This is a genomic window from Haliea sp., assembly GCF_041395985.1.
Taxonomy (GTDB): Bacteria; Pseudomonadota; Gammaproteobacteria; order Pseudomonadales; family Halieaceae; genus Haliea.
Genome location: NZ_JAWKZJ010000001.1, coordinates 688,115 through 712,432, shown reverse-complemented (window position 1 = coordinate 712,432; position 24,318 = coordinate 688,115). Strand labels below are relative to the sequence as shown.

21 protein-coding genes are annotated in these 24,318 nt (G+C 64.1%); 7 read left to right on the top strand and 14 right to left on the bottom strand.

Annotated elements, in window-relative coordinates; all coding sequences use genetic code 11:
• Positions 1-45: 45 nt before the first annotated feature.
• From R3E49_RS03280 to R3E49_RS03260, 5 genes are all read right to left on the bottom strand, one after another.
• The gene (locus R3E49_RS03280) at positions 46-1,410 is read right to left on the bottom strand and encodes an NAD(P)(+) transhydrogenase (Re/Si-specific) subunit beta (protein ID WP_371293730.1); all 1,365 of its coding nucleotides are present in this window, start codon (positions 1,408-1,410) and stop codon (positions 46-48) included.
• 2 nt (positions 1,411-1,412) lie between these two features.
• Positions 1,413-1,694, bottom strand: coding sequence for an NAD(P) transhydrogenase subunit alpha (locus tag R3E49_RS03275; protein ID WP_371293729.1), 282 nt, complete (start codon positions 1,692-1,694; stop codon positions 1,413-1,415).
• Position 1,695: 1 nt separating this feature from the next.
• Positions 1,696-2,838, bottom strand: coding sequence for a Re/Si-specific NAD(P)(+) transhydrogenase subunit alpha (locus tag R3E49_RS03270; protein ID WP_371293728.1), 1,143 nt, complete (start codon positions 2,836-2,838; stop codon positions 1,696-1,698).
• Positions 2,839-3,147: 309 nt separating this feature from the next.
• Positions 3,148-3,804, bottom strand: coding sequence for a ChrR family anti-sigma-E factor (locus tag R3E49_RS03265; protein WP_290741363.1), 657 nt, complete (start codon positions 3,802-3,804; stop codon positions 3,148-3,150).
• Positions 3,805-3,817: 13 nt separating this feature from the next.
• Positions 3,818-4,438: a sigma-70 family RNA polymerase sigma factor gene (locus R3E49_RS03260; RefSeq protein WP_290741361.1), complete on the bottom strand. Its 621-nt coding sequence runs from the start codon at positions 4,436-4,438 to the stop codon at positions 3,818-3,820.
• Between the two features lie 178 nt (positions 4,439-4,616).
• On the opposite strand from R3E49_RS03260, the gene R3E49_RS03255 reads away from it, so the two are divergent.
• From R3E49_RS03255 to R3E49_RS03245, 3 genes are read left to right on the top strand one after another with little or no spacing between them, the layout of a single operon-like run.
• Positions 4,617-5,876: an NAD(P)/FAD-dependent oxidoreductase gene (locus R3E49_RS03255; protein ID WP_371293727.1), complete on the top strand. Its 1,260-nt coding sequence runs from the start codon at positions 4,617-4,619 to the stop codon at positions 5,874-5,876.
• Between the two features lie 20 nt (positions 5,877-5,896).
• The gene (locus R3E49_RS03250; RefSeq protein ID WP_371293726.1) at positions 5,897-6,628 is read left to right on the top strand and encodes a DUF1365 domain-containing protein; all 732 of its coding nucleotides are present in this window, start codon (positions 5,897-5,899) and stop codon (positions 6,626-6,628) included.
• A 1-nt stretch (position 6,629) separates the two neighbouring features.
• Positions 6,630-7,901, top strand: a complete 1,272-nt coding sequence (locus tag R3E49_RS03245; RefSeq protein ID WP_371293725.1) for a class I SAM-dependent methyltransferase — start codon at positions 6,630-6,632, stop codon at positions 7,899-7,901.
• On the opposite strand, the gene R3E49_RS03240 is transcribed toward R3E49_RS03245, so the two are convergent.
• Genes R3E49_RS03240 through R3E49_RS03230 form a run of 3 tightly spaced genes read right to left on the bottom strand, consistent with a single transcriptional unit; the run spans position 7,874 to position 12,755 of the window.
• The gene (locus R3E49_RS03240; RefSeq protein ID WP_371293724.1) at positions 7,874-10,174 is read right to left on the bottom strand and encodes a helicase C-terminal domain-containing protein; all 2,301 of its coding nucleotides are present in this window, start codon (positions 10,172-10,174) and stop codon (positions 7,874-7,876) included. The two genes, R3E49_RS03245 and R3E49_RS03240, sit on opposite strands and share 28 nt — an antisense overlap.
• Positions 10,167-11,852, bottom strand: a complete 1,686-nt coding sequence (locus R3E49_RS03235) for a VRR-NUC domain-containing protein (RefSeq protein ID WP_371293723.1) — start codon at positions 11,850-11,852, stop codon at positions 10,167-10,169. The genes R3E49_RS03240 and R3E49_RS03235 overlap by 8 nt, the downstream gene beginning before the upstream one ends.
• 6 nt (positions 11,853-11,858) lie before the next feature.
• Positions 11,859-12,755, bottom strand: coding sequence for a DMT family transporter (locus R3E49_RS03230; RefSeq protein WP_371293722.1), 897 nt, complete (start codon positions 12,753-12,755; stop codon positions 11,859-11,861).
• Positions 12,756-12,882: 127 nt separating this feature from the next.
• Here R3E49_RS03230 and nhaC point away from each other — a divergent pair, with 127 nt between their 5' ends.
• Both nhaC and R3E49_RS03220 read left to right on the top strand, forming a co-directional pair.
• A complete protein-coding gene (gene nhaC, locus R3E49_RS03225; protein ID WP_371293721.1) occupies positions 12,883-14,361 on the top strand; it encodes a Na+/H+ antiporter NhaC in 1,479 nt (492 codons plus the stop codon).
• 1 nt (position 14,362) lies between these two features.
• Positions 14,363-14,836, top strand: coding sequence for an acyl-CoA thioesterase (locus R3E49_RS03220; protein ID WP_371293720.1), 474 nt, complete (start codon positions 14,363-14,365; stop codon positions 14,834-14,836).
• Here the strand turns inward: R3E49_RS03220 and epmA are convergent.
• Together epmA and efp are read right to left on the bottom strand one after the other, a co-directional pair.
• On the bottom strand, positions 14,807-15,766 hold the full coding sequence (gene epmA / locus R3E49_RS03215; protein WP_371293719.1) for an EF-P lysine aminoacylase EpmA: 960 nt from the start codon (positions 15,764-15,766) through the stop codon (positions 14,807-14,809). The two genes, R3E49_RS03220 and epmA, sit on opposite strands and share 30 nt — an antisense overlap.
• Before the next feature lie 22 nt (positions 15,767-15,788).
• Entirely contained in the window at positions 15,789-16,358 is a 570-nt protein-coding gene (efp, locus tag R3E49_RS03210; protein ID WP_290741340.1) for an elongation factor P, read from the bottom strand.
• Between the two features lie 149 nt (positions 16,359-16,507).
• Here efp and R3E49_RS03205 point away from each other — a divergent pair, with 149 nt between their 5' ends.
• Entirely contained in the window at positions 16,508-18,343 is a 1,836-nt protein-coding gene (locus R3E49_RS03205) for a hypothetical protein (protein ID WP_371293718.1), read from the top strand.
• Here R3E49_RS03205 and serB read toward each other — a convergent pair.
• Positions 18,323-19,561, bottom strand: coding sequence for a phosphoserine phosphatase SerB (serB, locus tag R3E49_RS03200; RefSeq protein WP_371293717.1), 1,239 nt, complete (start codon positions 19,559-19,561; stop codon positions 18,323-18,325). The two genes, R3E49_RS03205 and serB, sit on opposite strands and share 21 nt — an antisense overlap.
• 130 nt (positions 19,562-19,691) lie before the next feature.
• Here serB and R3E49_RS03195 point away from each other — a divergent pair, with 130 nt between their 5' ends.
• Entirely contained in the window at positions 19,692-20,939 is a 1,248-nt protein-coding gene (locus R3E49_RS03195; protein WP_371293716.1) for a hypothetical protein, read from the top strand.
• A gap of 13 nt (positions 20,940-20,952) precedes the next feature.
• Here the strand turns inward: R3E49_RS03195 and R3E49_RS03190 are convergent, their stop codons facing one another.
• The 3 genes from R3E49_RS03190 to R3E49_RS03180 all read right to left on the bottom strand — a co-directional run bounded on the left by R3E49_RS03190 (position 20,953) and on the right by R3E49_RS03180 (position 24,286).
• Positions 20,953-21,684: an SDR family NAD(P)-dependent oxidoreductase gene (locus tag R3E49_RS03190; RefSeq protein ID WP_371293715.1), complete on the bottom strand. Its 732-nt coding sequence runs from the start codon at positions 21,682-21,684 to the stop codon at positions 20,953-20,955.
• 88 nt (positions 21,685-21,772) lie between these two features.
• On the bottom strand, positions 21,773-23,506 hold the full coding sequence (locus R3E49_RS03185) for an amidohydrolase family protein (protein ID WP_371293714.1): 1,734 nt from the start codon (positions 23,504-23,506) through the stop codon (positions 21,773-21,775).
• A gap of 117 nt (positions 23,507-23,623) precedes the next feature.
• Positions 23,624-24,286, bottom strand: coding sequence for a TetR/AcrR family transcriptional regulator (locus R3E49_RS03180; protein WP_371293713.1), 663 nt, complete (start codon positions 24,284-24,286; stop codon positions 23,624-23,626).
• Positions 24,287-24,318 lie beyond the last annotated feature (32 nt).

Below are 24,318 nucleotides of genomic sequence, written 5' to 3'. Positions count from 1 at the left end.
GGATCACACCCCGCGGATGCACTGCACCCGCAGGGCGAGAAGGACTTAGCTGAACTCGCGGATCAGGCCGCCGATGCTTTCTTTCGCATCGCCGAACAGCATGCGGGTGTTTTCCTTGTAGAACAGCGGGTTTTCGATGCCGGCAAAGCCCGACGCCATGGACCGCTTGAGTACGAACACGGTGCGTGCCTTGTCGACGTTGATCACCGGCATGCCGTAGATGGGGCTGGACTCCACCTCCCGCGCAGCAGGGTTCACCACGTCGTTGGCGCCGATCACAATCGCCACGTCCACGGTTTCCATACGTGGGTTGATCTCGTCCATCTCCAGCAGCTGGTCGTAGGGTACGTCCGCTTCTGCCAGCAGCACGTTCATGTGCCCCGGCATACGGCCCGCCACCGGGTGAATACCGAAGTTGACCTCGCAGCCGTTTTCTTCCAGCAGTTCACACAGTTCCTTGACCACGTGCTGCGCCTGGGCAACGGCCATGCCGTAGCCGGGCACGATCACCACGCTGCTTGCGGCCTCCAGTACGTAAAAGGCGTCTTCCACGGAAATCGGCTTGATTTCACCCTCTACCACCGCCTCGGCGCTGCTGACGCTGCCAAAGCCGCTGAACAGGACGTTGCTCAGGGAGCGGTTCATCGCCTTGCACATGATCTGCGTGAGGATGATGCCCGAGGCGCCCACCAGGGAGCCGGCGACAATGAGGATGTTGTTATTGATGGCGAAACCCGCCGCACAGGCCGCAAGGCCTGAGTAGGAGTTCAGCAGCGAGATGACCACCGGCATGTCGGCGCCGCCAATGGGGATCACTGCCATGATACCGAACAGCAGGGACAGCGCGATGATGGCGTACAGCCACTGGCTGTTCTCGGGCTGCAGGCAGAACATCACGGCGCTGGCAAGAATCGCCAGCACCAGCAGGCTGTTGACGATCTGCTGGCCGCTGAAGGTGACGGCGCCACTGCCGATCTTCTCGCTCAGCTTGCCGTAGGCCACCAGGGAGCCGGTGAAGGTCAGACCGCCGATGAGAATGGACAGCACGATGGTCACCAGGATGAAGGTGTTGCTGTCGCCGGCACCCAGCGCCGCAGCACCGACCAGCAGGCTGGCCATACCGCCAAAGCCGTTGAACAGCGCCACCATCTCGGGCATGGAGGTCATCTGCACCAGGCGTGCGGCGCCAGCGCCGATGACACCGCCAACCACCATCCCCGCCAGTACCCACTGGAACTCGACGATGCCCTGGTCAAGCAGCGCGGCGACAATCGCCAGCAGCATGCCCACCGCGGACAGCAGGTTACCCTTGCGTGCCGTGGCGGCGGAACCCAGCAGCTTGAGGCCGAAAATAAACAGGGCCGCCGCGATAACAAACGCCAATTGAATGGCCAATCCGGTTGCACCCATGATTATTTACCCCTCTTCTTGAACATCGCCAGCATGCGGTCGGTCACCATGTAACCACCCACCACGTTGATCGTCGCCAGAGCGACAGCCGCAGCACCCAGCCACTGGGCCACATCGTGCTGGCCAGTGCCGGCAAGGCTGATGGCACCGACCACAGTGATGCCGGAAATCGCGTTGGCACCGGACATCAGCGGCGTGTGCAGCGTTGCCGGTACTTTGTTGATCAGTTCGAAGCCCAGGAAAATGGACAACATCAATATAAAGGTCAGGAATACGGCTTCCATATCAGTTGCCCCCCTCCAGGATTTTCTTGATGGTTTCGTTTGTCACTTCACCACCGTGCGTAATGATGCAGCCGGGCAGGATGTCGTGTTCAAAGTCGATCTTGAAGGCGTTGCTCTCCTTGTCCCAGGCATCGTCCACCAGGTTGAAGAGGTTGCTGGCATACATGTGGCTGGCGTCGCGGCAGACTTCGTTGGGCAGGTTACCCTTGCCGATGATGGTCACGCCGTTGACGGTGACCACTTCATTCGGCACCGAGCCCTCCACATTGCCACCGGTTTCAGCCGCCATGTCCACGATCACGGAACCCGGCTTCATGCCTTCCACCATGTCCCGGGTAACGATCACCGGGGGCTTGCGGCCAAACACCTGGGCGGTGGTGATCACCACGTCGGAGTCGGCAATGGTGTCTTTCTGCGCTTCGCGCTGTTTCTGGATCTGCTCAGGCGTCAGCTCCGTGGCGTAGCCACCGGCCGTCTCACCGGTTTGCCCCAGGTCGATCTCAAGGAAGGTGGCGCCCAGCGAGCGCACCTGCTCCGCCACCACCGGGCGGGTATCAAAGGCCGTCACCCGTGCACCGAGACGCTTGGCGGTCGCAATCGCCTGCAGGCCGGCGACACCAGCACCGATAATGAACACCTTGGCCGGTTTCAGCGTGCCCGCCGGTGTCATCATCATCGGGAAGATGCGCGGCAGGTGCGTAGCGGCCTGCAGCACCATGACATAACCCGCCAGGTTGGCCTGGGAACTCAGGGCGTCCATTTTCTGGCTGCGCGTGGTACGCGGAATCATTTCCATGCTGATGGCGGTCACACCGTGCTGCTGCAGGCTGCGCACCAGGTCGTGCTCATTGAACGGATCCAGGTAGCTGATGTGGATGCAGCCCTTTTTCATCAGCGCGATATCGGCCTTCTCGGGCTTGCGCAGGCGCAACAGCATGTCGGCGTCACGGAACAGACCTTCGCGATCGGTCGTCAACGTGGCACCGGCTGCAGCGTATTCCTCATCCGTGAACCCGGACCCGAGGCCCATCCCATTTTCAATGACCAGGTCAGCACCCAGGCGACACAGCTTCTTGGCTGTCTCCGGTGTGACCGGCACCCGGTTTTCGCCCGGATGCGTCTCCCTCGGAATTGCGATGCGCATAGTTCTTCCTACCCCGTTTTCAAGCGTGTCGGTTGAGATTGCTGTCGTTGTTGTGGCCGTGGCAGCAGGGTCTGGCACCTTATTCTGTAACGTTTGGTAACCCCTGATCCCGGCTCTCCCTGTTTTTCGGCACGGGACTGTAGCACACAGACCCCCGTCAAGGAATTATGCCTAATATTCACATGGCAAATAATTGCAGGCCCGGCATTGGCCGATTCAATACTCTATCGTCCCATGGCCTGCGGTTGCCACCATCCCGCAAACAGGTGAAGGAAGACAAAAAAAAGCCCCCGAGAGGGGGCGATCGAATCAGCCTGCGCGCAATTGCAGGAATGGGTTCATCCAGCGATACTTCCAGCCGGTGAAGCGAAGGGGCGCGTCCAGCACGGCGAGACAGATGCAGTCCTCTGACTGCAAGGCAGTGGGCGCATGGGTGTCACTGGCTTCGCGGAACAGGAAATCACCCTCGTGGTAGCTGCCTGCGGCGTCAGAGAAGCCACCCTGCAGCACCAGCGTCATTTCAGAGCCGCGGTGGGTGTGCTCGGGAATCCTGCCGCCCGCCTTGATGTGATAGAGCGCAAACTCGTAGGCGGTATCGCCCGTTTTCAGGTAGCTGATGCTCAGGGAGGACGTAATCTTGTTCCAGGACAGCTCGGAGAAATCGCCCTTCATCAGCCGCTGCAACAACGCCGGGAGCCGGCCTACTGCAGGGTCCTGGGCACGCCGATAGCTGAGGGGCGGCTCCTCGTCCAACCGCGCCAGCACGGTGTTGAGCAGCGCGTCGCCCACCGGCACCGGTGTCAGGCTCTCGAACAACACGGCACCCAGGTCCTGCAAGCGGGCACTTTGCTGCTGGCACTGCGGGCAGTAATTGAGGTGTGCCGAGATGCAGGCGGACTGCGCGAGCGGCAGGATACCCGCCACGTACTCGGTCAATAAATCAACGCTGGGATGAAACTTGGCCATGATATTCTGCTGCTTACCTGTCTATCTGAATTTGCAATTTCTGGATTGCCAGCCGGACCCGTGACTTGACGGTGCCCAGCGGGAGATCCAACTCAGCCGCCGCTTCCGCGTGCGACTTGCCTTCCATGTATACCTTGGCGAGTATCTGCGCCTGATCTGGCGGCAGGGTACCCATCAATTCGTGGATCGTGTCCCGGCTGCGGCGACTCTGCAACATGGCAAAGGGCTCGCTGGGTTCCTGATCCGGCATGAAATCGTCCGCCGCGAGCGGCGTATCGAACTTCTGCAAACGACGAAACATGTCCGTGCGGCAGTTGCGCGCTATCGTGTAGACCCAGGTGCTGGCGGCTGCCTTCTCCGGGTTGAACGCGGAGGCCTTCTGCCAGGCCTTCAACATCACTTCCTGAACCAGTTCGTCTGCATGTGCCGCGGACAGACTGGAGCCGGACAGGGCGAAGGCCTTGATCAGCGGCGCAAAGTGGCGGAAGAAGCGCGTAAACGCCGCGCGATCGCCGGTCGCTGCAATTTGTGTGAGGCATTCGCTCCACTCGTCGGTACGGCGCCCTGTGGGGCCCTGCCAGCCGTTCGACGCACTGTCGATCTTTTCTTCCACCGTTGCACCCGCGTTCTTCATCGTGTTCAGGCCAGTATACGCCCCGGCGAGGCAGCCGGATCATATCGTTTCTATAAATAAGCAGAATGATCCAGCGGCAGCGGGAGGGCGTAATCTGGCCATTGAACTATCGTTTGAGGCACGGGTTTCGACCGCGACGCAGCGCGGTGCCGCCTGAAGGCCGGGAGGAGTCACAGTTTTGGATATCGCAGTCATCGGTTCAGGTATTTCCGGCCTGTCCTGTGCCCACTATCTCAGCCGCGCGCACCGCGTGACTGTGTTCGAGGCAGGGACGCAGATCGGGGGCCACACGGCCACCGTCGATGTCAAGCTGGGCACCCGGCGCTACGCCGTGGACACGGGCTTCATCGTCTACAACGACTGGACCTATCCCAATTTCATCGCCCTGTTGCAGGAACTGGGCGTCAGCAGCAAACCGACGGACATGGGCTTCAGCGTCAGCGATCTCGACAGCGGCCTCGAATACTCGGGCAGCAGCATCAATACCCTCTTCGCGCAGCGACGCAATCTGGCATCGCCCCGCTTCCTGGGCATGGTGCGCGACATCCTGCGCTTCAACCGTGAATCCGTCGCCGACCTGGAGTCCGGACTGCTGGAGCCCGGGGAAACGCTGGGCCACTACCTGCAGCGCAAACGCTACGGCGATGCCTTCAGCAGTCATTACCTGGTGCCCATGGCCTCCGCAATCTGGTCTGCAGACTGCGCCAGCGTGAGCGATTTCCCACTGGAATTCTTTTTGCGATTCTTCCGCAATCACGGCCTGCTTTCGGTCAACAACCGACCCCAGTGGCGGGTCGTGGAAGGCGGTTCGCGGGAATACCTGCGGCCGCTCTGCCAGCGCTTCGAAGACCGTATACACACCTCCAGCGAGGTCACCCACATCAACCGGAATCCCAACGGCGTTGACCTCGCCCTGCGCGATGGCCGCAGCTTCCGCTTCGATCAGGTGGTGGTGGCGGCACACTCCGACCAGGCCCTGCGCATGCTTGCCGACCCATCGGAGGAGGAAAAGGCCATCCTCGGTGCACTGCCCTACCAGAACAACGAGGTGGTGCTGCACACCGACGTCCGCCTGCTGCCGCAGAACCGCAAAACCTGGTCGAGCTGGAATTACCGCCTGGGCGTGGATTCCGGGCGAGCCGTGGTAACCTACAATATGAATATCCTGCAGGGACTCAATGCACCGGAGACCTTTTGCGTGACGCTGAACGACACTGCCTCCATCAACCCGAACCGCATCCTCGGCACGTTCAACTATGCCCACCCGGTGTTTTCGCTGGCGGGCATCAAAGCCCAGCAGCGCTGGCAGGAGATCAACGGCACACGCAATACCTGGTACTGCGGCGCCTACTGGCACAACGGCTTCCATGAAGATGGTGTCGTCAGCGCCATGCGTGTGGCGGACGGCATCAACCAGGCGGCCAAGGCCGCCGCGTGAAGTCCCGGCTATACCAAGGCATGCTGCGCCACCGCCGCTTCCTGCCCCGTGAGCACGCCTTCAGCTATCGCGTCTTCATGCCCTGGATATGCCTGGATGAACTGCCCCAGCTGTTTGCCAAACGCTGGCTGTGGTCCAGCACGCGCTGGGCGCCGGCACGCTTCCTGCGCAGCGACTTTCTCGGTGATCCCGCAATACCGCTTGCAGACGAAGTGCGGCGCCGCATCCGCGAAGAAACCGGTGAGGCGCACACCGGGCCCATCTACCTGCTCGCCAACCTGCGCTACTTCGGTTACCAGATCAACCCGATAGCCTGTTACTACTGCTTCAATGACGACGAAAGTCGCCTCGAGTTCCTGGTGGCAGAGGTGACCAACACACCCTGGGACGAGCGCCATAGCTACGTCCTGCGAGGCCCCGAGAGCGGCGGCTGGCTGCAACATACCTTCGACAAGGCCATGCATGTGTCGCCCTTCAACCCGATGGACATGCACTACGTGTGGCGCAGCAACACCCCCGGCGAGCGCCTGTCGATCTACCTGGCGACGGACACCGACGAGGGGCGCATTTTCGAGGCCAATCTCACCCTGCGCGCCCAACCCATGACCGGCCGCAACCTGAACCGCATTCTCTGGCGTCACCCACTGATGACACTCAAGGTGGCCCTGGGTATTTACTGGCAGGCACTGCGCCTGTTTATCAAAGGGGTGCCGGTGCACAACCACCCCGGATCGAGACCTTCTGGAGCGTGATATGAACGACATGAGTGTCAGCCAGGTGCGGCTGCAAACCAAGGCCGGTAAACGCTGGTCCAACCATCAGCTGGCGCGCAAGCTGCTGTTGCGGGTACTTGGCAACTTTACGGTGGGCAGCCTCACCCTGCACGATGGTGGCGAGACGTTCCGTGTCGGCAGCTCACGACGCGATGGCGAACCCCATGCCGAGGTGACCGTGCACAACCCCGCGGTGTACGGCAAACTGCTTTCCGGCGGCACGATTGGTTCAGGCGAGGCCTACATCGAGGGCGACTGGTCGACGCCCGACCTGACCACGGTCACCCGCCTGTTCAGCGCCAACATGCTCACCATGGAAGCCATGGAGCGCGGCCAGTCCTGGCTGGTGCGGCTGGGCCTGAAGCTCGCCCACGGCATGAACCGCAATACGCACTCCGGTTCACGCCGGAACATCGCCGCACACTACGACCTGGGCAACGATTTTTTCCGCCTGTTTCTCGACCCGACCATGATGTACTCCTCCGCGCTCTTCTCCAGCGCCGACACCTCGCTGGAGGAAGCATCCCTGGCCAAACTCGACGAGATCTGCCGGCAGCTGGAACTCAGCGCGGACGATCACCTGTTGGAAATCGGCACTGGCTGGGGCGGCATGGCGATTCACGCCGCACAACACTATGGCTGCCGGGTCACCACAACGACCATCTCCAGAGAGCAATTCAATTACACCTGCGAGCGCGTGGCCCAGCTGGACCTGGGTGATCGGGTAACGGTGCTCTGCGAGGACTACCGCAACCTCACCGGACAATACGACAAACTGGTGTCCATCGAGATGATCGAAGCGGTGGGTCACCAGTTTTACGGCACCTACTTTGCGCGCTGCAGCGAACTGCTGAAACCCCACGGGAAAATGGTCATACAGGCGATCACCATCAGCGACCAGCGCTACCAGCAGGCGCGGGATACCGTCGACTTCATCAAGCGGTTTATCTTCCCGGGCGGCTGCCTGCCGTCCATAGCCGTGATCGCCAACCACCTGGCCCGCGACACTGACATGCAGATGGTGCACCTGCGCGACATCACCCTGGACTACGCACGCACCCTGGCCGCCTGGCGCGAGCGCTTTATCGCGCAGCTGGACGCCGTGCGCCGACAGGGCTTTGACGACCAGTTCATCCGCATGTGGGAGTTTTACCTCTGCTACTGCGAGGGCGGCTTCCGCGAACGGATTATCGGCACGGTGCAACTCGCCTTCGCCAAGCCCGGCTATCGTCCGCTGGATGTCACCGGATAGCTCGTGTAGTCCCACCAGGGCGGCAGCAATGCCCGCCAGCCGGGGTCGGCATAGCGCGCATCGACCAGCATTGCCTTGCCGCGGTCGCTTCCGGTGCGCACCACACGGCCCAGCGCCTGGCTGACCTTCTGCGCCGCCGGGTACTGGTAGGCGTAGGCAAAGCCATTCCCGTAGCGGCTGCCGAACAGCTGCCGCAGCTGTTCGTTGCCGGCACTCACCTGTGGCAGGCCAACACCCACGATCACCACGCTGTGCAACTCATCCCCGGGCAGGTCGATACCCTCGCCGAAGGCACCGCCGAGCACACAGAACGCCGCCACATCCCGCGCCTGCTGCAGCAACGACAACAGGTCCGGGCCACCCGCCGCACTCCGGCCCTGCACCCAGCGCTGGCGGCCCGCCGGCCAACCCTGTTCCAGCATCTGCTGCAGGCAGTCCTCCAGATAGCGGTACGAAGGGAAGTACAGCAAACAGTTCCCGGGCTCACTCTCCAGCCATTGCCGCAGCAGGGTGGCCAGCACCGGCAAACTTGCGGCACGCTGCTGCAGGCGGGTATCCACATGCGAGGCGATCTGCACCTGCAGCTGGTCCCGGGTGAACGGGGAGGGCGCGCACCAGGCCACCGCCGCGGGTGTCAGACCCAGGGTATCCAGTGCCCACTGCTGCGGGCTGAGCGTGGCGGAGAACACGACCAGCGCATGCATCGCCTGGTGACGCTGCGCCAGCAATCGCGAGGGCTCCAGGCAATGCACACGCAGTAACAAGCCCTGGGGGCCAGCGCCCCGCTCAAGCTCCAGCCGGAACTCGCCACCCCAGCATTCCAGCAGGCGCTGCCACTGCAGCGCGACAAAATACAGGTCGCGCAGGGCAGGGCGGGCCTGCAACACAAACGCATCCAGCGCCTGCGCTGCATTCACCGCCTCCACACACTCTGCCAACGCCCTGCCGAGCGGCTCTGGCACGTCCACCAGCCAATGGCTGGCGGACACCCACCCCTGCAGTTTCAACAGCGCCAGCAACTGGCGATTGAGCCGATCGAGCGTCCGTCGCAGGTCCCCGGAGGACTCGCGACGGGCCGCCATCACCAGCGCCTTGGGCAGCTCGGCTCCGTACATGCCGCGCGCCCGGTCGGGCAGGCCGTGCGCCTCGTCCAGCAGTACTGTCCAACGTCCACCGCTGGCTGTCAGGTGCTCGGCGAGGTTCGCGGTGGGGCTGAACACGTGGTGGACATCGGCAACAATGACATCCACCCAGGGCACCAGGTCCAGGCTGAGCTGGTAGGGGCATACCGAGTGACGCCCGGCAATCCCGGCCAGCGCTTCGCGCCCCAACAGCGGCGCCTGCAGCGCTTCCTCGAGGGCGGCGGGCAGACGGTCGTAGTAGCCGCTGGCGTAGGGACAATCCTCTCCGTGGCAGGCTTTTCCCGGCGCCAGGCAGGCCTGCTCCCTGGCTGTGAGGCTGAGCGCGTTGCCGCCATAGCCCGCTGCCACAAAGCGCTGCATGGCCTGTTCCGCGGCGCGGCGCCCGCTGATACGGGTCGTCGCAAAGACGACGCTGTCATGGCGGCCTGTGCCCAGGGCCTTCAGGGCGGGGTACAGCACGGCGGCGGTCTTGCCGATGCCAGTGGGCGCCTCCAGCAATAGCTGACCGGCCTGGTGAATGCACTTGTACACACGCTCGGAAAGCTCGCGCTGGCCAGCCCTGAACTGCGCGTGGGGGAACGCCAGCGCCGTGAGGCTGGCATCGCGCCGCTGGCGGCGCTGCGCCACCTGTGCCAGCCACTGGCCGTAGCGCAGGAGGGTATCCTGCAGGAAGTCATCCAGCTCTTCGCGACTGTAGTCCTGCCGCAGCGAGTGCTCCTCGTCCGTATCCAGCTGCAGCCAGGTCAGCTGTACCGCCAGCCCGGGCAAATCCTCGCTGGCTGCAATCAAGGCCGCATACAGCCTGCCCTGGGCCAGGTGCAGGCGCGTTACCGCAGGTGGGATGCGCGCCGGGTCAATGCGGCAGGTCTTGATTTCCTCCACCAGCCCCTGCTCGCTGTCGTAACCATCCGCACGGCCGGAGACCAACAGCGCCGGCAGCTCTGCTGACCCCTGCCAGGCGAGCTGCACGGGAAACTCCGCGCGGTAGCTGGCTGGACGGCGACGGTAGATGCGCTGGTGCCCCTCAATCCCCTGCTGGCCCGTGGGTGAAGGCGTGAAGCGGTGGTCGATGTCACCGCTGCGGTGACAGAACAGCGCCAGTTCACGCACGGTGACGCGGTGCTCAGCCATCAGTCCACACCACCCGCGCCACCTTCGCCGGTATACCCTGGTCCCCGAAGAACTGCAGCCAGCGCCGCTGACTGTGCTGCAGCTGGTCGCCCGGACCCTTTACCTCAACCAGGCAATAGGCGCCCGGGCCCTCACCGAGGGCGATGAGGTCGGGGAAGCCGCGTCGGTTTTCACCCGGGTCGAACAGGATACGCTCCCATACCGCGAGCAGGTGCTCCCGTGGTATGCAGGCTGTGACCCGGGCCAGAAAATCGGCGTGCAGCAACGGCCAGCTGACCCAGCGACACTGGTAACCCGCGTAGCGCTGCAACGCAGCCTGCAACTCGGCAGCGAGATCACCCGTGGCCAGCTCGCGCAGGCGACGCGCCAGCGCCACCTCCCTGCGGCTGCGAAACCCGGCCTGGTACATGTCTGCGGGCACGGCCTGGAAGGGGTTGTGGAAAGCGCCGGGCACCGGCGCAAAAATCTGCTCCCAGAAGGCAAGCCCGAACAGGCTGTTGAACAGGCTGTTCTCCACATAGTGCACCGAGTCCCACTCGCCATCGGCGAGGTGCTCGGCCACCGCGATCTCTACCCGAGTCTCTGTCTGCGGCAACGCCAGGTCCAGCACCGGCACCGCCCGACGCCTGCGCGGAGTCGGGGGCAAACCCAGTTGGCGCTGCAGCCGCGGCAGAATGCGCCGGGCCGCATCGCGTTCCTCTTCACACCAGGGGCTTTGCAACAGCTCCGTACACGCGTCCTGCGCCTCCTGCCAGCATCCGCGCTGCTCCAGCACACGGAGATGGCGCTCACGCGCCGGATGCAGCTGGCTGCGCTGGTAGAGCCGCCCGGCCAGCGTCCAGTCGCCGCTGCGCTCCAGATTGCGCCCCAGCCGATTGCACAGCAGCCAGTAGCGTCGCTCACTGGTGGCGTGGCGCGGTGGGGTGTCGAGCAAGGCCTCAGCCAGTGCGGTGAAGTCCTCCGCCTCCCCGGCCTGTTCCAGCAGCCAGTGCCTGTCTGCCAGTTCGCCCAGTTGCCGGTACTCGTCCACCGCTTCGCGGCAGGGGAAGCGTCGCTGCGCGCGGGTCAGTACGTAGGGATAATAGCGGTTGATGCCCAGGTCGCTGAGCACGAAGTCGGTAAGCGTTTGCCGCCGGTTACCGAAGAACAGCAACTGGAACAGGCCGACCGTATCCACACCCAGCGGGGCAACCAGGCGCTCGCTGGTTGCTGCGCATAGCGCCTGCAGCACATTGGCCACCGGCTCAGCCAGCCCCTCCACCGCTGCCACCCACTGCGCCTTGCTGCGCTGTGCCGCCGCAGTCAAGCGATCCCGGAAGGCGCGGCGCCACTCGGGCAGTGTGAACAGGCGGTCCAGGTCCTGCACCTGCAGCGACTCCTCGCTGGCTTCCTGCGGCAACAGCAGCAGGTCGAGTGCGTGAAGTTCCGCCAGCGGCGCCTCAACAGCCCCGATTTCCGGATAATCCAGCCTGTTCACGCGAAACCACGGCCCTACGCGAGAAACCAGCCTGACGTACAGGCACTGCGCCGGTTCCGAAGCCGCACGCCACTGTGCCAGCCAGGCGTGCTCTTCGGGCTGCAACAGATCGCCGTAGAGCGTTTCTACTGTATCGCAGAGGTGCTGGAAATTGTCGCGGTAGTAGCGGGGCGCCAACACCGGGGGCTCGGGCGTGGCCACTGCGATCTAGGCCTCGCTGGGCGCGGTCGTGCTGCCCGCCTGCTGCAGCAGCACGCCGGGGATAATCAGGGCCAGCCCGACCAGTGTCGCCGGGTGGATGGTCTCGTCGAGCACTGTCGCGATAAAGACCAGCGAAAACAGCGGCGACAGGAAGATCAGGTTGCCGATCCGCGCCACCGAACTGGTCAGGCGCAGGGCGCTGGACCAGAGCGCGAAGGTGATTCCCATCTCGAACAGGCCCACATACAGGGCGGCCAGCAGCCCGGTGGTACCGCCCGTCGAGAGTGTTGAAAACAGGCCGCACACCAGCCATGCGGCCGGAGTCGCCAGCAGGAAATTCAGGCACAGGCTGACCAGCGGGTCGCCCTGGTTGCGGGTATTGAGGATCCAGTACAGCGCCCAGACCAGGGTACTGCCCAGCGCCAGCCCCACCCCGGGCAGGCTGCTGAACTGCAGGGTAAAGGGCTGGCCCTGGGTGGCGATAATCACCACGCCGCTATAGCCCAGGGCCACCGCGAGTAGATCACGGCGTCCCAGACGCTGCCCGAGCAGCGGCACCGCCAGCAGGGCCAGTGTGATGGCCCAGGTGTAATTGATGGTCTGTGCCTGCTGCGCCGGCAACAGCGCATAGGCGTGCAGCAGCACCAGGTAGTAGAGCAGCGGGTTGATGGCCGCCAGCACCAGGAAATAGCCGGGGCGCTCGCGCAGCGAACGCCACAGTTGCCGCTGCCGGCCCTGCCAGCAGACGATCGCCAACAGCGCCAGTGCGGAGGCGGACACCGACCAGGCGACCAGCTGGAACACATCCAGCTCACGCAGGGCGAGTTTGAAGGCAGTGGCCGCGGTGGACCACAGCAGGACCGCGCTCAGCCCCAGATAGAGCGCCTTGCGATCGTTACTCACCACCGTATTACCATCGCTGTATTCCCCCTGCCGCCGTTGCCCGCACTGTACCCGCGCTCTAGTTTAAGGCATTCTTCAGCCCTGATGACGCCCGATCAGTGCCTGCCGCAGCAACACGAGAGCCCCCTTGAGCGACCAGCCCCCTGACTATCGCCCGTTGACCACCGGCCTCGCACTGGCGCCAGTGGTCTTCCTGACCCTGCTGCTGGCGGCCTCCGTCTATCTGTTCGGCGCGGACTCCTCCTACGGCGCCAACCAGATCGCGCTGCTGCTCGCGGCCTGCGTGGCGGCGCTGGTCGGCAGGCGTATCGGGCTCACCTGGCACGCGACCCAGGAAGGTATTATCCACGGTATTTCCGTGGGGCTGGGGCCTACGCTTATCCTGCTGTCGGTAGGCATGCTGATCGGCACCTGGATTCTGTCGGGCACCGTGCCCGCCATGATCTACTATGGCGTCGAGATACTCAATCCATCGGTGTTTTACGCCGCCAGTGCAGCCATCTGCGCCATCGTGGCAGTGAGTATCGGCAGCTCCTGGACCGTTGCGGGCACCCTGGGTATCGGACTCATGGGTATCGCCGGCAGCTTTGGCCTGTCACCGGCAATCACGGCCGGCGCCATCGTGTCCGGCGCGTACTTCGGCGACAAGCTGTCCCCCATGTCCGACACCACCAATCTCGCGGCGGCGGCCACCGGGGTGGACCTGTTCGACCACATCCGCCACATGCTGTGGACCACCGTGCCAGGGTTTGCACTGGCACTGCTGGCGTTCCTGCTGATCGGCGGCGGCGAGGCCGCAACCCCCGAAGAGATCGCCGCACTGCAGCAGAGCCTGATGCAGGAATTCAACATCGGCTGGTACCTGCTGCTGCCGCTGATCCTGATGCTGGGGCTGATTTACAAACGCTTTCCGGCGTTTCCCGCCATCGTGATCAGCGCCCTTGTGGGCGCTGTTTTCGCGGTGTTGTTCCAGCCGCAGGCGGTGCGCGAACTCGCGGGGGGGGCGGGGGAGCTCCACCAGGCCGCTTTGCTGCTGAAAGGGGTGTGGATCAGCCTGTTCGACGGTTATGTGGCCAACAGCGGCAACCGCTTTCTCGACGATCTGCTGAGCAAGGGCGGCATGAGCAGTATGCTCAATACAGTGTGGCTGATTATCTGCGCGCTGGCGTTCGGCGGCGTGTTGGAGCGCACCGGCATCCTCGACCACCTGCTGCGCAAGATACTGCAGCGGGTACACAGCGCGGCGGGGCTGGTGAGCGCCACGGTCGGCACCTGCATCGCCACCAACGTGCTGGCGGCAGACCAGTTCATATCCGTTGCCCTGCCCGGGCGCATGTTCCGCGATGAATATGCCCGTCGCGGACTGTCGCGGCTCAATCTGTCGCGCACGCTGGAGGACTCGGCCACACTGACCTCAGCGCTGATTCCCTGGAATACCTGTGGTGCCTACATGTCCGCTACGCTGGGCGTGGCCACCCTGAGCTACGCCCCCTTTGCCTTTTTCAACCTGCTCTGCCCGCTGCTGGCCGTCGTCTACGCCTTCTTCCACTTCGCGCAGAAGCCGCTGGAGCCGGGCGTAGCGCTCAGCCCCGGCCAGGCCGTGTAGCATGACCGCGCTGACCTGGGACTATCCGCAGCCGTTCACGCTCGAGACCAAGGTGGGCGCGGCCGACATCGATGGCCTGCAACACACCAACAACACCGTGTATGTGAAATGGTGTGAGCAGGTTGCCTGGGCCCATTCGGTGCACCTGGGGCTGGACCTGGACAGCTATCGCCGGCTGGACCGGGCGATGGCCATTACCCACAGCGAATTCGACTACCTGCAGGCTTCCCGGGAAGGTGACGCGCTGATTGCCGGCACCTGGATCGTGGGCTGGGACCGCCGGCTCACCATGGAGCGCCGCTTCCAGATTCAACGGCCGGCTGACGGCGCCACGCTCCTGCGCGGCATGATGCGTTTTGCCTGCATCGAAATCAGCACCGGGCGGCCGCGGCGCATGCCGCCCGAGTTTATCGCTGGCTACGGCCCGGCGGTCTGCCCGCCGCCCTCAGCTGCGCTCCCAGGAAAAGGCCAGTAGGCGCCGGATATCCGTCTCGCCGGTGGCCAGCATCAGCAAGCGATCCAGCCCCAGCGCGACGCCACTGGCGGCGGGCAGGCCGTGCGCCAGAGCCGCGAGCAGAGCCTCGTCCAGCGCCCGCGGCGACTGCCCAGAGGCCTCACGCTGTCGGTTGTCTGCCTCGAAGCGGGCGCGCTGCTCCGCGGCATCGGCCAGTTCATGATAGCCGTTCGCCACTTCCACCCCATCGATGTACAACTCGAAACGCTCACCAACGCTGTGCCCGTTGCGCTGCGCCAGCCGCGACAGGGCCGCCTGGCTGGCCGGATAATCGTAAAGGAAGCACAGACCCTGCCCAGCCAGCCAGGGCTCGACACCGTGGGTCAACAGCAGGTCCAGCCAGAGATCGCGCCCACCCGTCAGGGTGCCCGGGTCCGTCAGCTGCCGCGCAGCGCGCTGCAGCTCGGCGATTTCAGCGGTAAACGGGTCCAGCTGCAGGCTGCGCTGGAAGGCCTCGCGGTAGCTGAACGCCTGCCAAGGCCGCGCGCCCAGACAGCTGCACACCAACGCCGCCACCTCGGCCATGAGGCCGTGATGATCCATGCCCGGGCGGTACCACTCCAGCAGGGTAAACTCAGGGTTGTGGCGGCGCCCGGCTTCGCCGTCGCGAAATGCCTTGCAGATCTGGTAGATCGGCCCGCTGCCCGCTGCCAGCAGACGCTTCATCGCATACTCGGGCGATGTTTGCAGATAGCGCGGGCCCGCCGCCAGGGACCGCCCGTCACGCACGACCAGGGGCTCAATCGCAGGGTCGGTAACACCCCGGGAACACAGCAGTGGTGTCTCGACTTCCAGTACACCACGGACGGCAAAGAAGTCGCGAATCGTCGCCAGCAGCGCTGCGCGCTGCCGCAACTGCGCCAGCGTCGCCCCGGGACGCCAGTCACTCACGGGCTACGGCCGCGAGCGGGGCCTACTTGCTGACCCGGTTCTGGTATTCGCCGGTACGGGTGTCAACGCGAACCACTTCACCGGTGGTGACGAACAGCGGCACCTTGACCACAGCGCCGGTGCTGAGCTTGGCCGGCTTGCTGCCACCCTGCGCGGTATCACCCTTGAGGCCGGGGTCGGTTTCCACGATCTCCAGCTCGACAAAATTGGCCGGCGCAACCGACAGCGGTGAACCGTTGTACAGCGTGACCTCGCAGCTGTCCTGCTCCTTCAACCAGAGGTAGGAATCGCCCACGGCCTTGGCATCAGCCTGATGCTGCTCAAAGGTGTCTGGCTCCATGAAATACCAGAACTCGCCGTCGGTGTAGAGGTATTCCATGGTGCGGTCCATGACATCGGCGCCTTCCAGGCTTTCGCCGGATTTGAAGGTGCGCTCCCAGACGCGGCCGGTCTTCAGGTTGCGCATGCGCACGCGGTTGAAGGCCTGGCCCTTGCCCGGCTTCACAAACTCATTCTCGAGAATGCTGCAGGGATCGCCGTCCAGCATGACCTTCAGGCCGGGACGGAACTCGTTGGTAGAAAAATTCGCCATGACAGGTATCACACTACTGAAAACAGGCGGCAATCATACCGTACCCGGCCGCCTACGGCGATATTGCAGTGGCGATTAACGCCTCGTATGGGCTACTCTTGGACACGTTTACCAGCAAACAAGGATGGGCGTGATGGGAGGCCAGGGGCATGAGTGACAAGGCACCCGTAAAACTGCGTATTCCGCGTCAGGACCTGACCACGTTCAGCTATTTCCCGCTGACCGGCGCGGATGCCGCGCATTGGGCCGCGGGTCTGCCAGTCACCAGCGCCCGCGAAGTCGCCCAGACACTGGCCTCCCTTCTCGGGGAGCTGAACCGGGTTGCCCTCCCCGCAGCCGAGCGCTACGCCATTCTCGAAGCCATCCGACCGAATATGAACGTGGCCGTTGCCAGCCTCACGCGCAAGGTCATCAACCAGCCACTGGTCATGCCGGAAGAGCCGCGCCAGCTGGCGGAAATAGCCGATCAGCTACTGGGCTTGTCCAGCACCGCCTATACCCTGGTGGCCGTGCACGCCCTCCGCGACCGCGACGCCATGGCCGGGGTCAATCCGGCGCGCCTGATGTGTGAGGCCCTGCAGCGGGCCATCAACCTCACCGCGGGTAAAATCTTCCAGCATTTCCTGCTCTACCAGCCCGGCGAAAGCCGCGCGTGGCAGACCCTGCACCAGCTCTACCACCTGGCTGAGCGACAGCACCTGACACGCCTGCGGGTGGACGACGGGGACGGCGGCACCACCACCGTCGAAGCCACCTGGCTGCGCCCACTGCTGCTTTCCTCCTGTAAACCCAACCAGGTTCGCCAGGGTGACCTGATCGCCATGTTCCGCTGCCTGCTGGAGTGGGGCGGCGAGGCGGAGGTCAGCGAGCATGAGGATGCGCTGTTCGCGGTTGACCTTGATGCCGATCAGCCGCCGACCTACGCCAAGAGCCCGCGGTTTGCCGACAACCCCCCGGGCCTGCGCCGGGTTGACACCAGCGCGCTGGTTGTCCAGCTGCGTGCCATCGCCGCGGAGTCCGAGGAAAACGGCCGCCGCGATGTGGTGTTCGACAAGGACACCCGGCTACACCATCACACCCTGCTGCACATGATTGAGGCGCTTTCCTCGGTCAGCATGCGCAACTTCCACCGCACGCCGGTGCAGCAGATCCTGCATGTGACACTGGGGCTCAGCAATGCGCACTACTTTTCCGCGGGCAAGCTGAACTTTGCCGAGGTTCTGCATGGCAAGGGCTACCAACCAGCGCCGGGGGAACGCGTTGCCAGCAACCCTTTCCTGGTGGAACAGAAACGTCGCGATCCCTGGGTGGAAGCCACCCCCGACGACATTTTCAGCGGCGAGGAACAGGCGCAGCCCGACGACCCTGCCGCCGGCAGTGAGGTCTCCGTCGACGCCCGCACGCGGGCGGCCCTGCTTAAGGAGGACGACAGCGGCCTGCAGCAGGACGAGGAGCGCTTTCGCGAGTACACCATCAAGTCCATCAACGCCAGCCCGGGGGGCTACTGCCTGGCCTGGGAAGAGACTCCGCCCGGGATCATCCGCAGCGGCGACCTGCTCTGCGTGCGCGAGGACGACCACCCCAACTGGGTGCTGGCCACGATCCGCTGGGTAAGTCATCTCGAAGGCAAGAGCACGTTGATTGGGGTGGAGCTGCTGAGTCCCGGGGCTGAATCCTGGGGCGCCCGCATCCACGCAGAGACGGGGCTCTCCGAGCCCATCCGCGTGCTGCTGCTGCCGGAAATCAAACTGGTGGCGCAGCCGCCCACCCTGATCACGCCTCGCAGCGGCTTCCGCGAAGGCCAGGGGCTGACACTGCTGCGCGAAGGCACCACGCGCGATGTGCGCCTACAGCGCCTGGTGGCGGCCACCGGCGCCTACAGCCAGTTCGAATTCCGGGAAACCGCCGCGCGCGCCGCGGAGAAAGTAAAAACGGAGCGTGAACTGCCGGCGTCGCCGTTCCGGTCAATCTGGACGGATATCTGACGTCGAAGCCGGCTGATAGCGGTCGGAGATACCCAACAGGTAAAGAATGGCGTCGAGGCCGAGGGTGGATATGGATTGCTCGGCAGACTGCTGCACCAGCGGTTTGGCGCGAAACGCGATGCCCAGCCCGGCGATACTGAGCATGGGCAGATCGTTGGCCCCGTCACCCACCGCTATCACCTGCTGCAGGTCAATCCCCTCGCGACTCGCCAGCTGGCGCAGCAGCGCCGCCTTGCGTTCGCCATCGACAATCACGCCGCTGACGTTGCCGGTCACCACGCCCTGGGCAATTTCCAGCTCGTTGGCGTGAACATAATCAATGCCCAGCTGCCGCTGCAGCCAATGGGCGAAGTAGGTGAACCCTCCGGAGAGTATCGCGGTCCGGTAGCCCAGCGCGCGCAGGGTACTGATAAGGTGCCGCGCGCCCTCGGTAATGCGCAGGTTCGCCGCGACCTCCTGCAGCGCCGACTCCGGCAGCCCCTTGAGCAGGGCGACCCGCTCGCGAAAACTGGCCGCGAAATCCAGTTCGCCCCGCATGGCGCGCTCGGTGATGGCGCTCACCTGCTCGCCCACCCCCGCCAGGCGCGCCAGTTCGTCGATGACCTCGGCCTCAATCAGCGTGGAGTCCATATCAAAGGCAACCAGTCGCCGATTGCGGCGATACATGGTGTCTTCCTGAAATGCGAGATCCACCTCGAGGGCGCTGGCGACTTCCAGCAGCTCGCGGCGAAAGGCGGCCACATCGGGCACGCTGCCGCGCAGTGAAAACTCCACACAGGCCTTGCTCAGCGGCGGCAGCTCTCCCAGGGGAATACGCCCGGAGAGGCGTGAAATACCGTCGATACCGAGGCCGTGGCGAGCGAAAACTCCGCTGACCCGGGCCAGCTGGTCGGCGGTAATCTTGCGCGCCAACAGCGTGGTGATGTAACGCGCGCGCCCCTGGGCCGACACCCAGTCACTGTAGCTCTCTGCACTCACCTGCTGCCAGCGCAGTTGCAACTGCTGCTGTGCGGCAAAGCCCTGCAGCGCATGCTCGATAGCGCTGTGCGGCGCAGCGGCGGGAATTTCCAGCAGCAGCCCCATGGACAGGGTGGCGTGAATCACCGCCTGGCCAATGTCCAGCACATTCACCGAATGTTCGGCGAGCAACCCGGTAACACCCGCGGTAATACCCGGTTTATCCGCGCCGGAAAGGGTGATAAGGACAATATCGTTCACGGGATGGCGGGTCCGGCTGGCTGCAGAGGGCCGTATTCTAACCCTGCGCCGGTTGCGGCGAAACCGCTGCGCGCAGCAGGCGCAGCCTTGGTTTATACTCGCCGCTTTACCGACAGGGAAGCCACAGGGCGTGAGCAATCGATTCCGCGACGCAAGCTTAAGCCATCAGCTGGCGCTCATCGCCGGGCTCGGCTGCCTGCTGATCAGCCTGGCACTGGTGGCCCTCGCTGCCACCTCCAGTCGCCACATGCAGAAAGTGCAGCAGGCGGAGTTCGGCGATGCGCTGGCCCAGCAGATCGCGCGGCGGATCGGCGTCGCGCTGGAAACCGGCGACCTGCTCAACGTTGCCGCGTCGCTGCACCGTTTTGTTGAGTCGTCCTCCGCCGGCAGGGTCGCCATCTTCGATGTGGAGGGGCGCCCGCTGGGTGAAGCGGGCCATGTCGACGGCGAGTACCTCACCGACTACCGTGCACCCGTGATGATCGGCCCGGACATTGCGGGCGAAGTCGTGATTACCCTGAGCACTGCCGTCGCCGAAACTGCCCGCATACGCTTCCTGTTGAGCCTGTTCGGGCTCGCCATTGTACTCAGCCTGATCGTCTATGCGTTGGCGCGCAAAGCGGCGCTGGAGTTTCTCGCCAGCCGGCTACAGCGGCAGGCACGCAGCCTGGCGCTGGAGGAAAACAGCAAGGCTGCACTGCCCGCCAATGAGCTGCTGCAATTGCAACACCACATCAATGCACTGCCCATGGAGCTGCTGCGGGCGCGCAGCAGCAGCGGACCGAACCCCGCCAACTACCGGGATACCGCGGTGCTCTACCTGCACCTGATCAGCCTCGCGGACTACATCGACACGCTGGACGAAAGCTCCCTGCACCGCTACACCGACCGCCTGCACCAGATCGTCTACGCCGCTGCCGGCTTCTACGGCGGCCACCTGCAAGTGGTGCGGCAGTTTGGCCTGGCCGTGTTTTTCAGCGGCAACACCAGCGGCGGCAGCGCGGCCTTTCGGGCCAGCTGCTGCGCCTGGCTGGTGCGCAGCATCAGCAAGGCCGTGGAGAAGAAGATGAGCCTGTCGCTGGGCATGGCCATGGCTGTCGCCCAGAGTGAGCTGGGGCGCGGGGATGAAACGGACATTTATCCGGGGCTGTACATCCAGTCCACCCTGGACGAACTGCAGACGCTGTGCGCCAGCAAGCCGCCGCAGGTGATGCTGTCACCGGGTGTCTGCGAGGATATCGACGTCAGCAGCCGCCTGGAGCAACGCCCCAGCGAGCTCGGCGACTACGCGATTCTGGAAGAATTCCTGAACCCCTGGGACGACCTGCTGGAGCGACAGCTGCGGTTGACCCTGAAGCGCCTCGGGGAACCACTCTAGCACGGCGGACGACTCACCAGAGGCTGCGCCCGCCATCAATGGTGTGGTCGGCTCCGGTGATGTAGCTGGCCTCATCCGAGGCCAGGAACAGCACGAGGGCAGATATCTCATCCAGGCTTGCCGGGCGCTGCAGCGGAATGGCCTGCATCTGCTCCGGCGTGCCGCCGGAGAACATGCCGGTATCCGCCACTGCGCCCGGCAGTACCGCGTTCACCCGGATCCCGGCCGGCCCGAGGTCGTAGGCCGCGGATTTGGTCAGTCCGCGCACCGCCGCCTTGGAGGCACCGTAGATCGCCATGGTGGGTATCCCGCGGATGCCCGCAAGCGATGACAGGTTGACGATAGCGCCACCGCCGCCCTGCGCCTTCATCACCGGCGCAACCTTGCTGATGCCCAGCCAGCTGCCGAAGACATTGACCTCCAGTAACCGGCGCACCCGCTCCGGTTCCACCTCGTCGACCGGACAGGAAAAAAACAGCGCCGCATTGTTGACCAGCACGTCAATGCGCCCAAAGCGCGTTGTCGCGGTGGCAACCACGGTGTCCCAGTCTGTTTCGCTGGACACGTCCTGTCGCACAAAGCAGGCCTGCGGACCGAGTTCCGAGGCCAGCGCCGCGCCGGCCTCTTCCTGGACATCGGTGAAGACCACGTTCGCGCCCTCACCCACAAAGCGCCGCACATGATTGGCGCCCATGCCCTGGGCAGCGCCGGTGACGATGATGGTTTTGCCGTTGAATCGCTGCATTGGCTCTACTCACTCAACAAGGGAGATACCAGCATAGCGGCGCTGGGCGCCGCTGTGATCCCCCATTCAGACGATAACGAGAGAACACTTACGCCGCAGCGGACGGCGCCAGCATCTCGCCCGGCCGGGCGGGTGTGCTTTTCTGCCCGTCAAAGGTCACTTCGCCATTGACCATGGTCATGCGCACCGGTGCCGGGTCGCGGCTCCAGCGCCAGGTGAAGCCACCCTTGCCGTCGGGCACGTCGTAGACACGCTTCATCTCGCGTTCCTGCACCTCATCGAGATTGAAGACCGTAAGGTCAGCGCGCTTGCCCGCCTGCAGAACGCCGCGGTCGTGGAAACCGAAATGGCTGGCCAGTTTACCGGTCTGGATGTGCACCGCTTCCTCCACCGAGAGGTCACCGGAGCGCACGAAATCGGTGAACAGTTTGACGTTCTCACCGCCGCCGCAGAGCATCTGGCCGTGAGCGCCGGCATCACTGATGTTGCCCACGGAGTAGGGGTCGCGCATCAGGCGCAGCACCATCTCGCGATCGCACTCAAAGGGCGGCATGGTCACGGTAGACTGCAGACCATTGGCCAGCAGCCACTCCGCCATGGCGTCGGAGGGATGGGGCGCGCCGATCTGGGCCTGGTACTCGCCCAGCGTGAGGTGCGTGGGCCCGACACCGTTGTCCGAATTCATCAGCAACAGGTGGGCGGCACGCCCTTCGGGGAACGGCGAGAACTCGAAGGTCTTGGTATCCCAGGACTCGCGGGCGCGCTCGCGCCAGCTCGGGTCGCGCAGCAGGGCTGCCTTGGCCTCATCCCCTTCGGCGGTCACGACTTCGTGCCAGACGTAATCATTCGATTGGGCGAAGATCAGCGAGCTTTGCACACTCATCGTGGAGGTGACGGCGATATGGGCAAAGCCCGTCCAGAAATCACGACCCTCCTGCTTGAACTGTTCATGCAGCTCCACCAGCGGCGCCTGTATGCCCATCATATCGCGCTGGAACACCAGGGTGGGCAGGCCAGCCCACTGCACACGCAACGGCATGCCTTCGGACAGGCGCGCAATGCGACGCATGGTGTCCGGTGCAGTCATGTTGCGGAAGGTATCGACAATCACCTGCAAGGTGGCGCCGGGATGCCGGCTGATGACCGCCATCAGGGATTGCAGCTCGTGGTCATCGGCCTTCAGCGAGGGCACCGGGCGGTCCTGCCCGTCGTGATCGAAGAGATTGGTGGACATGCCCAGGGCGCCTGCAGCCAGGGCCTCGTCGAGCAGGCCGCACATCTGCTCCACTTCTGCCGGTGTGGCGGCGCGCTCCCAGGCCTGCAGGCCCATGACCGCCAGGCGCAGGGCGATATGCCCGCAGAACGCCGCATAGTTGGCAGGCATTTTCACATTGCGCACCATGGAGTCGCGGTACTCCGGCCAACTGCGCCAATCCCACGGCAGGGACTTGAGGAAAGGCTGTTCCGGGATGTCTTCAAAGAAGGAGAAGATACCGACCACCTCGCGGCGCGCGGCTTCGTCGTCAGATACGGGCGCGATGGAGAAGCCGCAGTTGCCCATGACCACAGACGTGACGCCGTAGCCGGGCAGGGGGTCGAGCTCTTCATCCCACCACATGGCGCCATCGAAGTGGGTGTGGCTTTCAATAAAACCGGGGCAGACATAGCAGCCGGAGGCGTCCACCACCGTCTCATCGGCGGCGGGCGCCAGCCCCGGCGCCACTTCGGCAATTACGCCGTTGTGCACGCGGACGTCGGCCGCGAAGCCAGCTGCACCTGTACCGTCGATGACGGTACCGTTTCGAATCAGTGTTTTGCTCATCGTGTCACCACCTCTTGCATTTTTATCGGATTGGGAGGGTCGCGGCCGAGCGATTACCGGGGCAATGTCGAACGCGCTGAAACTGAGTCTAATTATTTTTAATAATAGTTTCTATAATTATTTTGCCGCCTCTTCTTCCAGTATGGCAATCAGGGAGCGAAAGCCGAGTTCCAGCACCTCTTCGCGCTGGACGTCAGGCAGTGCGCCGCCCACAGCCGTCAGCCATTCAGCATCGGTGCTGTCGGCCGCCAGCGAGGACGGCGCCAGCCGTCGCGCGGGTTCGGCAAAATCCTCAATGTAGATAAGGCCCATAGCCTGGCTGGTGACCCAGGCCAGCAGCAGGGCCGAGCGGCGCTCGTCCAGCTGCAGTGACTGCAGCACACGCAGCAGCGGTGCAACGATCCGCTGATAGGCCGGTGTGGCCCGCCCCTCAATGGAAATCATGCGCAGGGCGACCGGATAGCGCTGGCAGTGGTGGGCGAGGGCGCGCAACCAGGCCAGCAAATCATCCTGCCAGGGAGCACCGGCACGCATCGCGGGCATGCGGAACAGGCCAAAGGTATGGTCCGCTACGGATTGCAGCAGCTCACTGGTGTTGGGAAAGTGGTTATACAGGGACATCACTGGCACATTCAGGCGGGCCGCCACATCCGCCATGCTCACCTCGTCCGGGGCGGCATCTTCAAGCAGCAGCAGCACCGCCTCTATGACTTTCTCGCGACTGATCTTGGCCGGGCGACCGCGACGACGAGGGGTGGGAACGGGGCGTTTGACGGGCATAATCAGGGCCTCATCGAAGCGGAAGGAGCGCT

What these genes read in the sequence shown, in the direction of transcription:
- R3E49_RS03280 (WP_371293730.1), bottom strand. Translation starts at nt 1,410, where the DNA reads ATGGGTGCAACCGGATTGGCCATTCAATTGGCGTTTGTTATCGCGGCG.
- R3E49_RS03275 (WP_371293729.1), bottom strand. Translation starts at nt 1,694, where the DNA reads ATGGAAGCCGTATTCCTGACCTTTATATTGATGTTGTCCATTTTCCTG.
- R3E49_RS03270 (WP_371293728.1), bottom strand. Translation starts at nt 2,838, where the DNA reads ATGCGCATCGCAATTCCGAGGGAGACGCATCCGGGCGAAAACCGGGTG.
- R3E49_RS03265 (WP_290741363.1), bottom strand. Translation starts at nt 3,804, where the DNA reads ATGGCCAAGTTTCATCCCAGCGTTGATTTATTGACCGAGTACGTGGCG.
- R3E49_RS03260 (WP_290741361.1), bottom strand. Translation starts at nt 4,438, where the DNA reads ATGAAGAACGCGGGTGCAACGGTGGAAGAAAAGATCGACAGTGCGTCG.
- R3E49_RS03250 (WP_371293726.1), top strand. Translation starts at nt 5,897, where the DNA reads ATGCTGCGCCACCGCCGCTTCCTGCCCCGTGAGCACGCCTTCAGCTAT.
- R3E49_RS03245 (WP_371293725.1), top strand. Translation starts at nt 6,630, where the DNA reads ATGAACGACATGAGTGTCAGCCAGGTGCGGCTGCAAACCAAGGCCGGT.
- R3E49_RS03240 (WP_371293724.1), bottom strand. Translation starts at nt 10,174, where the DNA reads ATGGCTGAGCACCGCGTCACCGTGCGTGAACTGGCGCTGTTCTGTCAC.
- R3E49_RS03220 (WP_371293720.1), top strand. Translation starts at nt 14,363, where the DNA reads ATGACCGCGCTGACCTGGGACTATCCGCAGCCGTTCACGCTCGAGACC.
- efp (WP_290741340.1), bottom strand. Translation starts at nt 16,358, where the DNA reads ATGGCGAATTTTTCTACCAACGAGTTCCGTCCCGGCCTGAAGGTCATG.
- R3E49_RS03205 (WP_371293718.1), top strand. Translation starts at nt 16,508, where the DNA reads ATGAGTGACAAGGCACCCGTAAAACTGCGTATTCCGCGTCAGGACCTG.
- R3E49_RS03190 (WP_371293715.1), bottom strand. Translation starts at nt 21,684, where the DNA reads ATGCAGCGATTCAACGGCAAAACCATCATCGTCACCGGCGCTGCCCAG.
- R3E49_RS03185 (WP_371293714.1), bottom strand. Translation starts at nt 23,506, where the DNA reads ATGAGCAAAACACTGATTCGAAACGGTACCGTCATCGACGGTACAGGT.
- R3E49_RS03180 (WP_371293713.1), bottom strand. Translation starts at nt 24,286, where the DNA reads ATGCCCGTCAAACGCCCCGTTCCCACCCCTCGTCGTCGCGGTCGCCCG.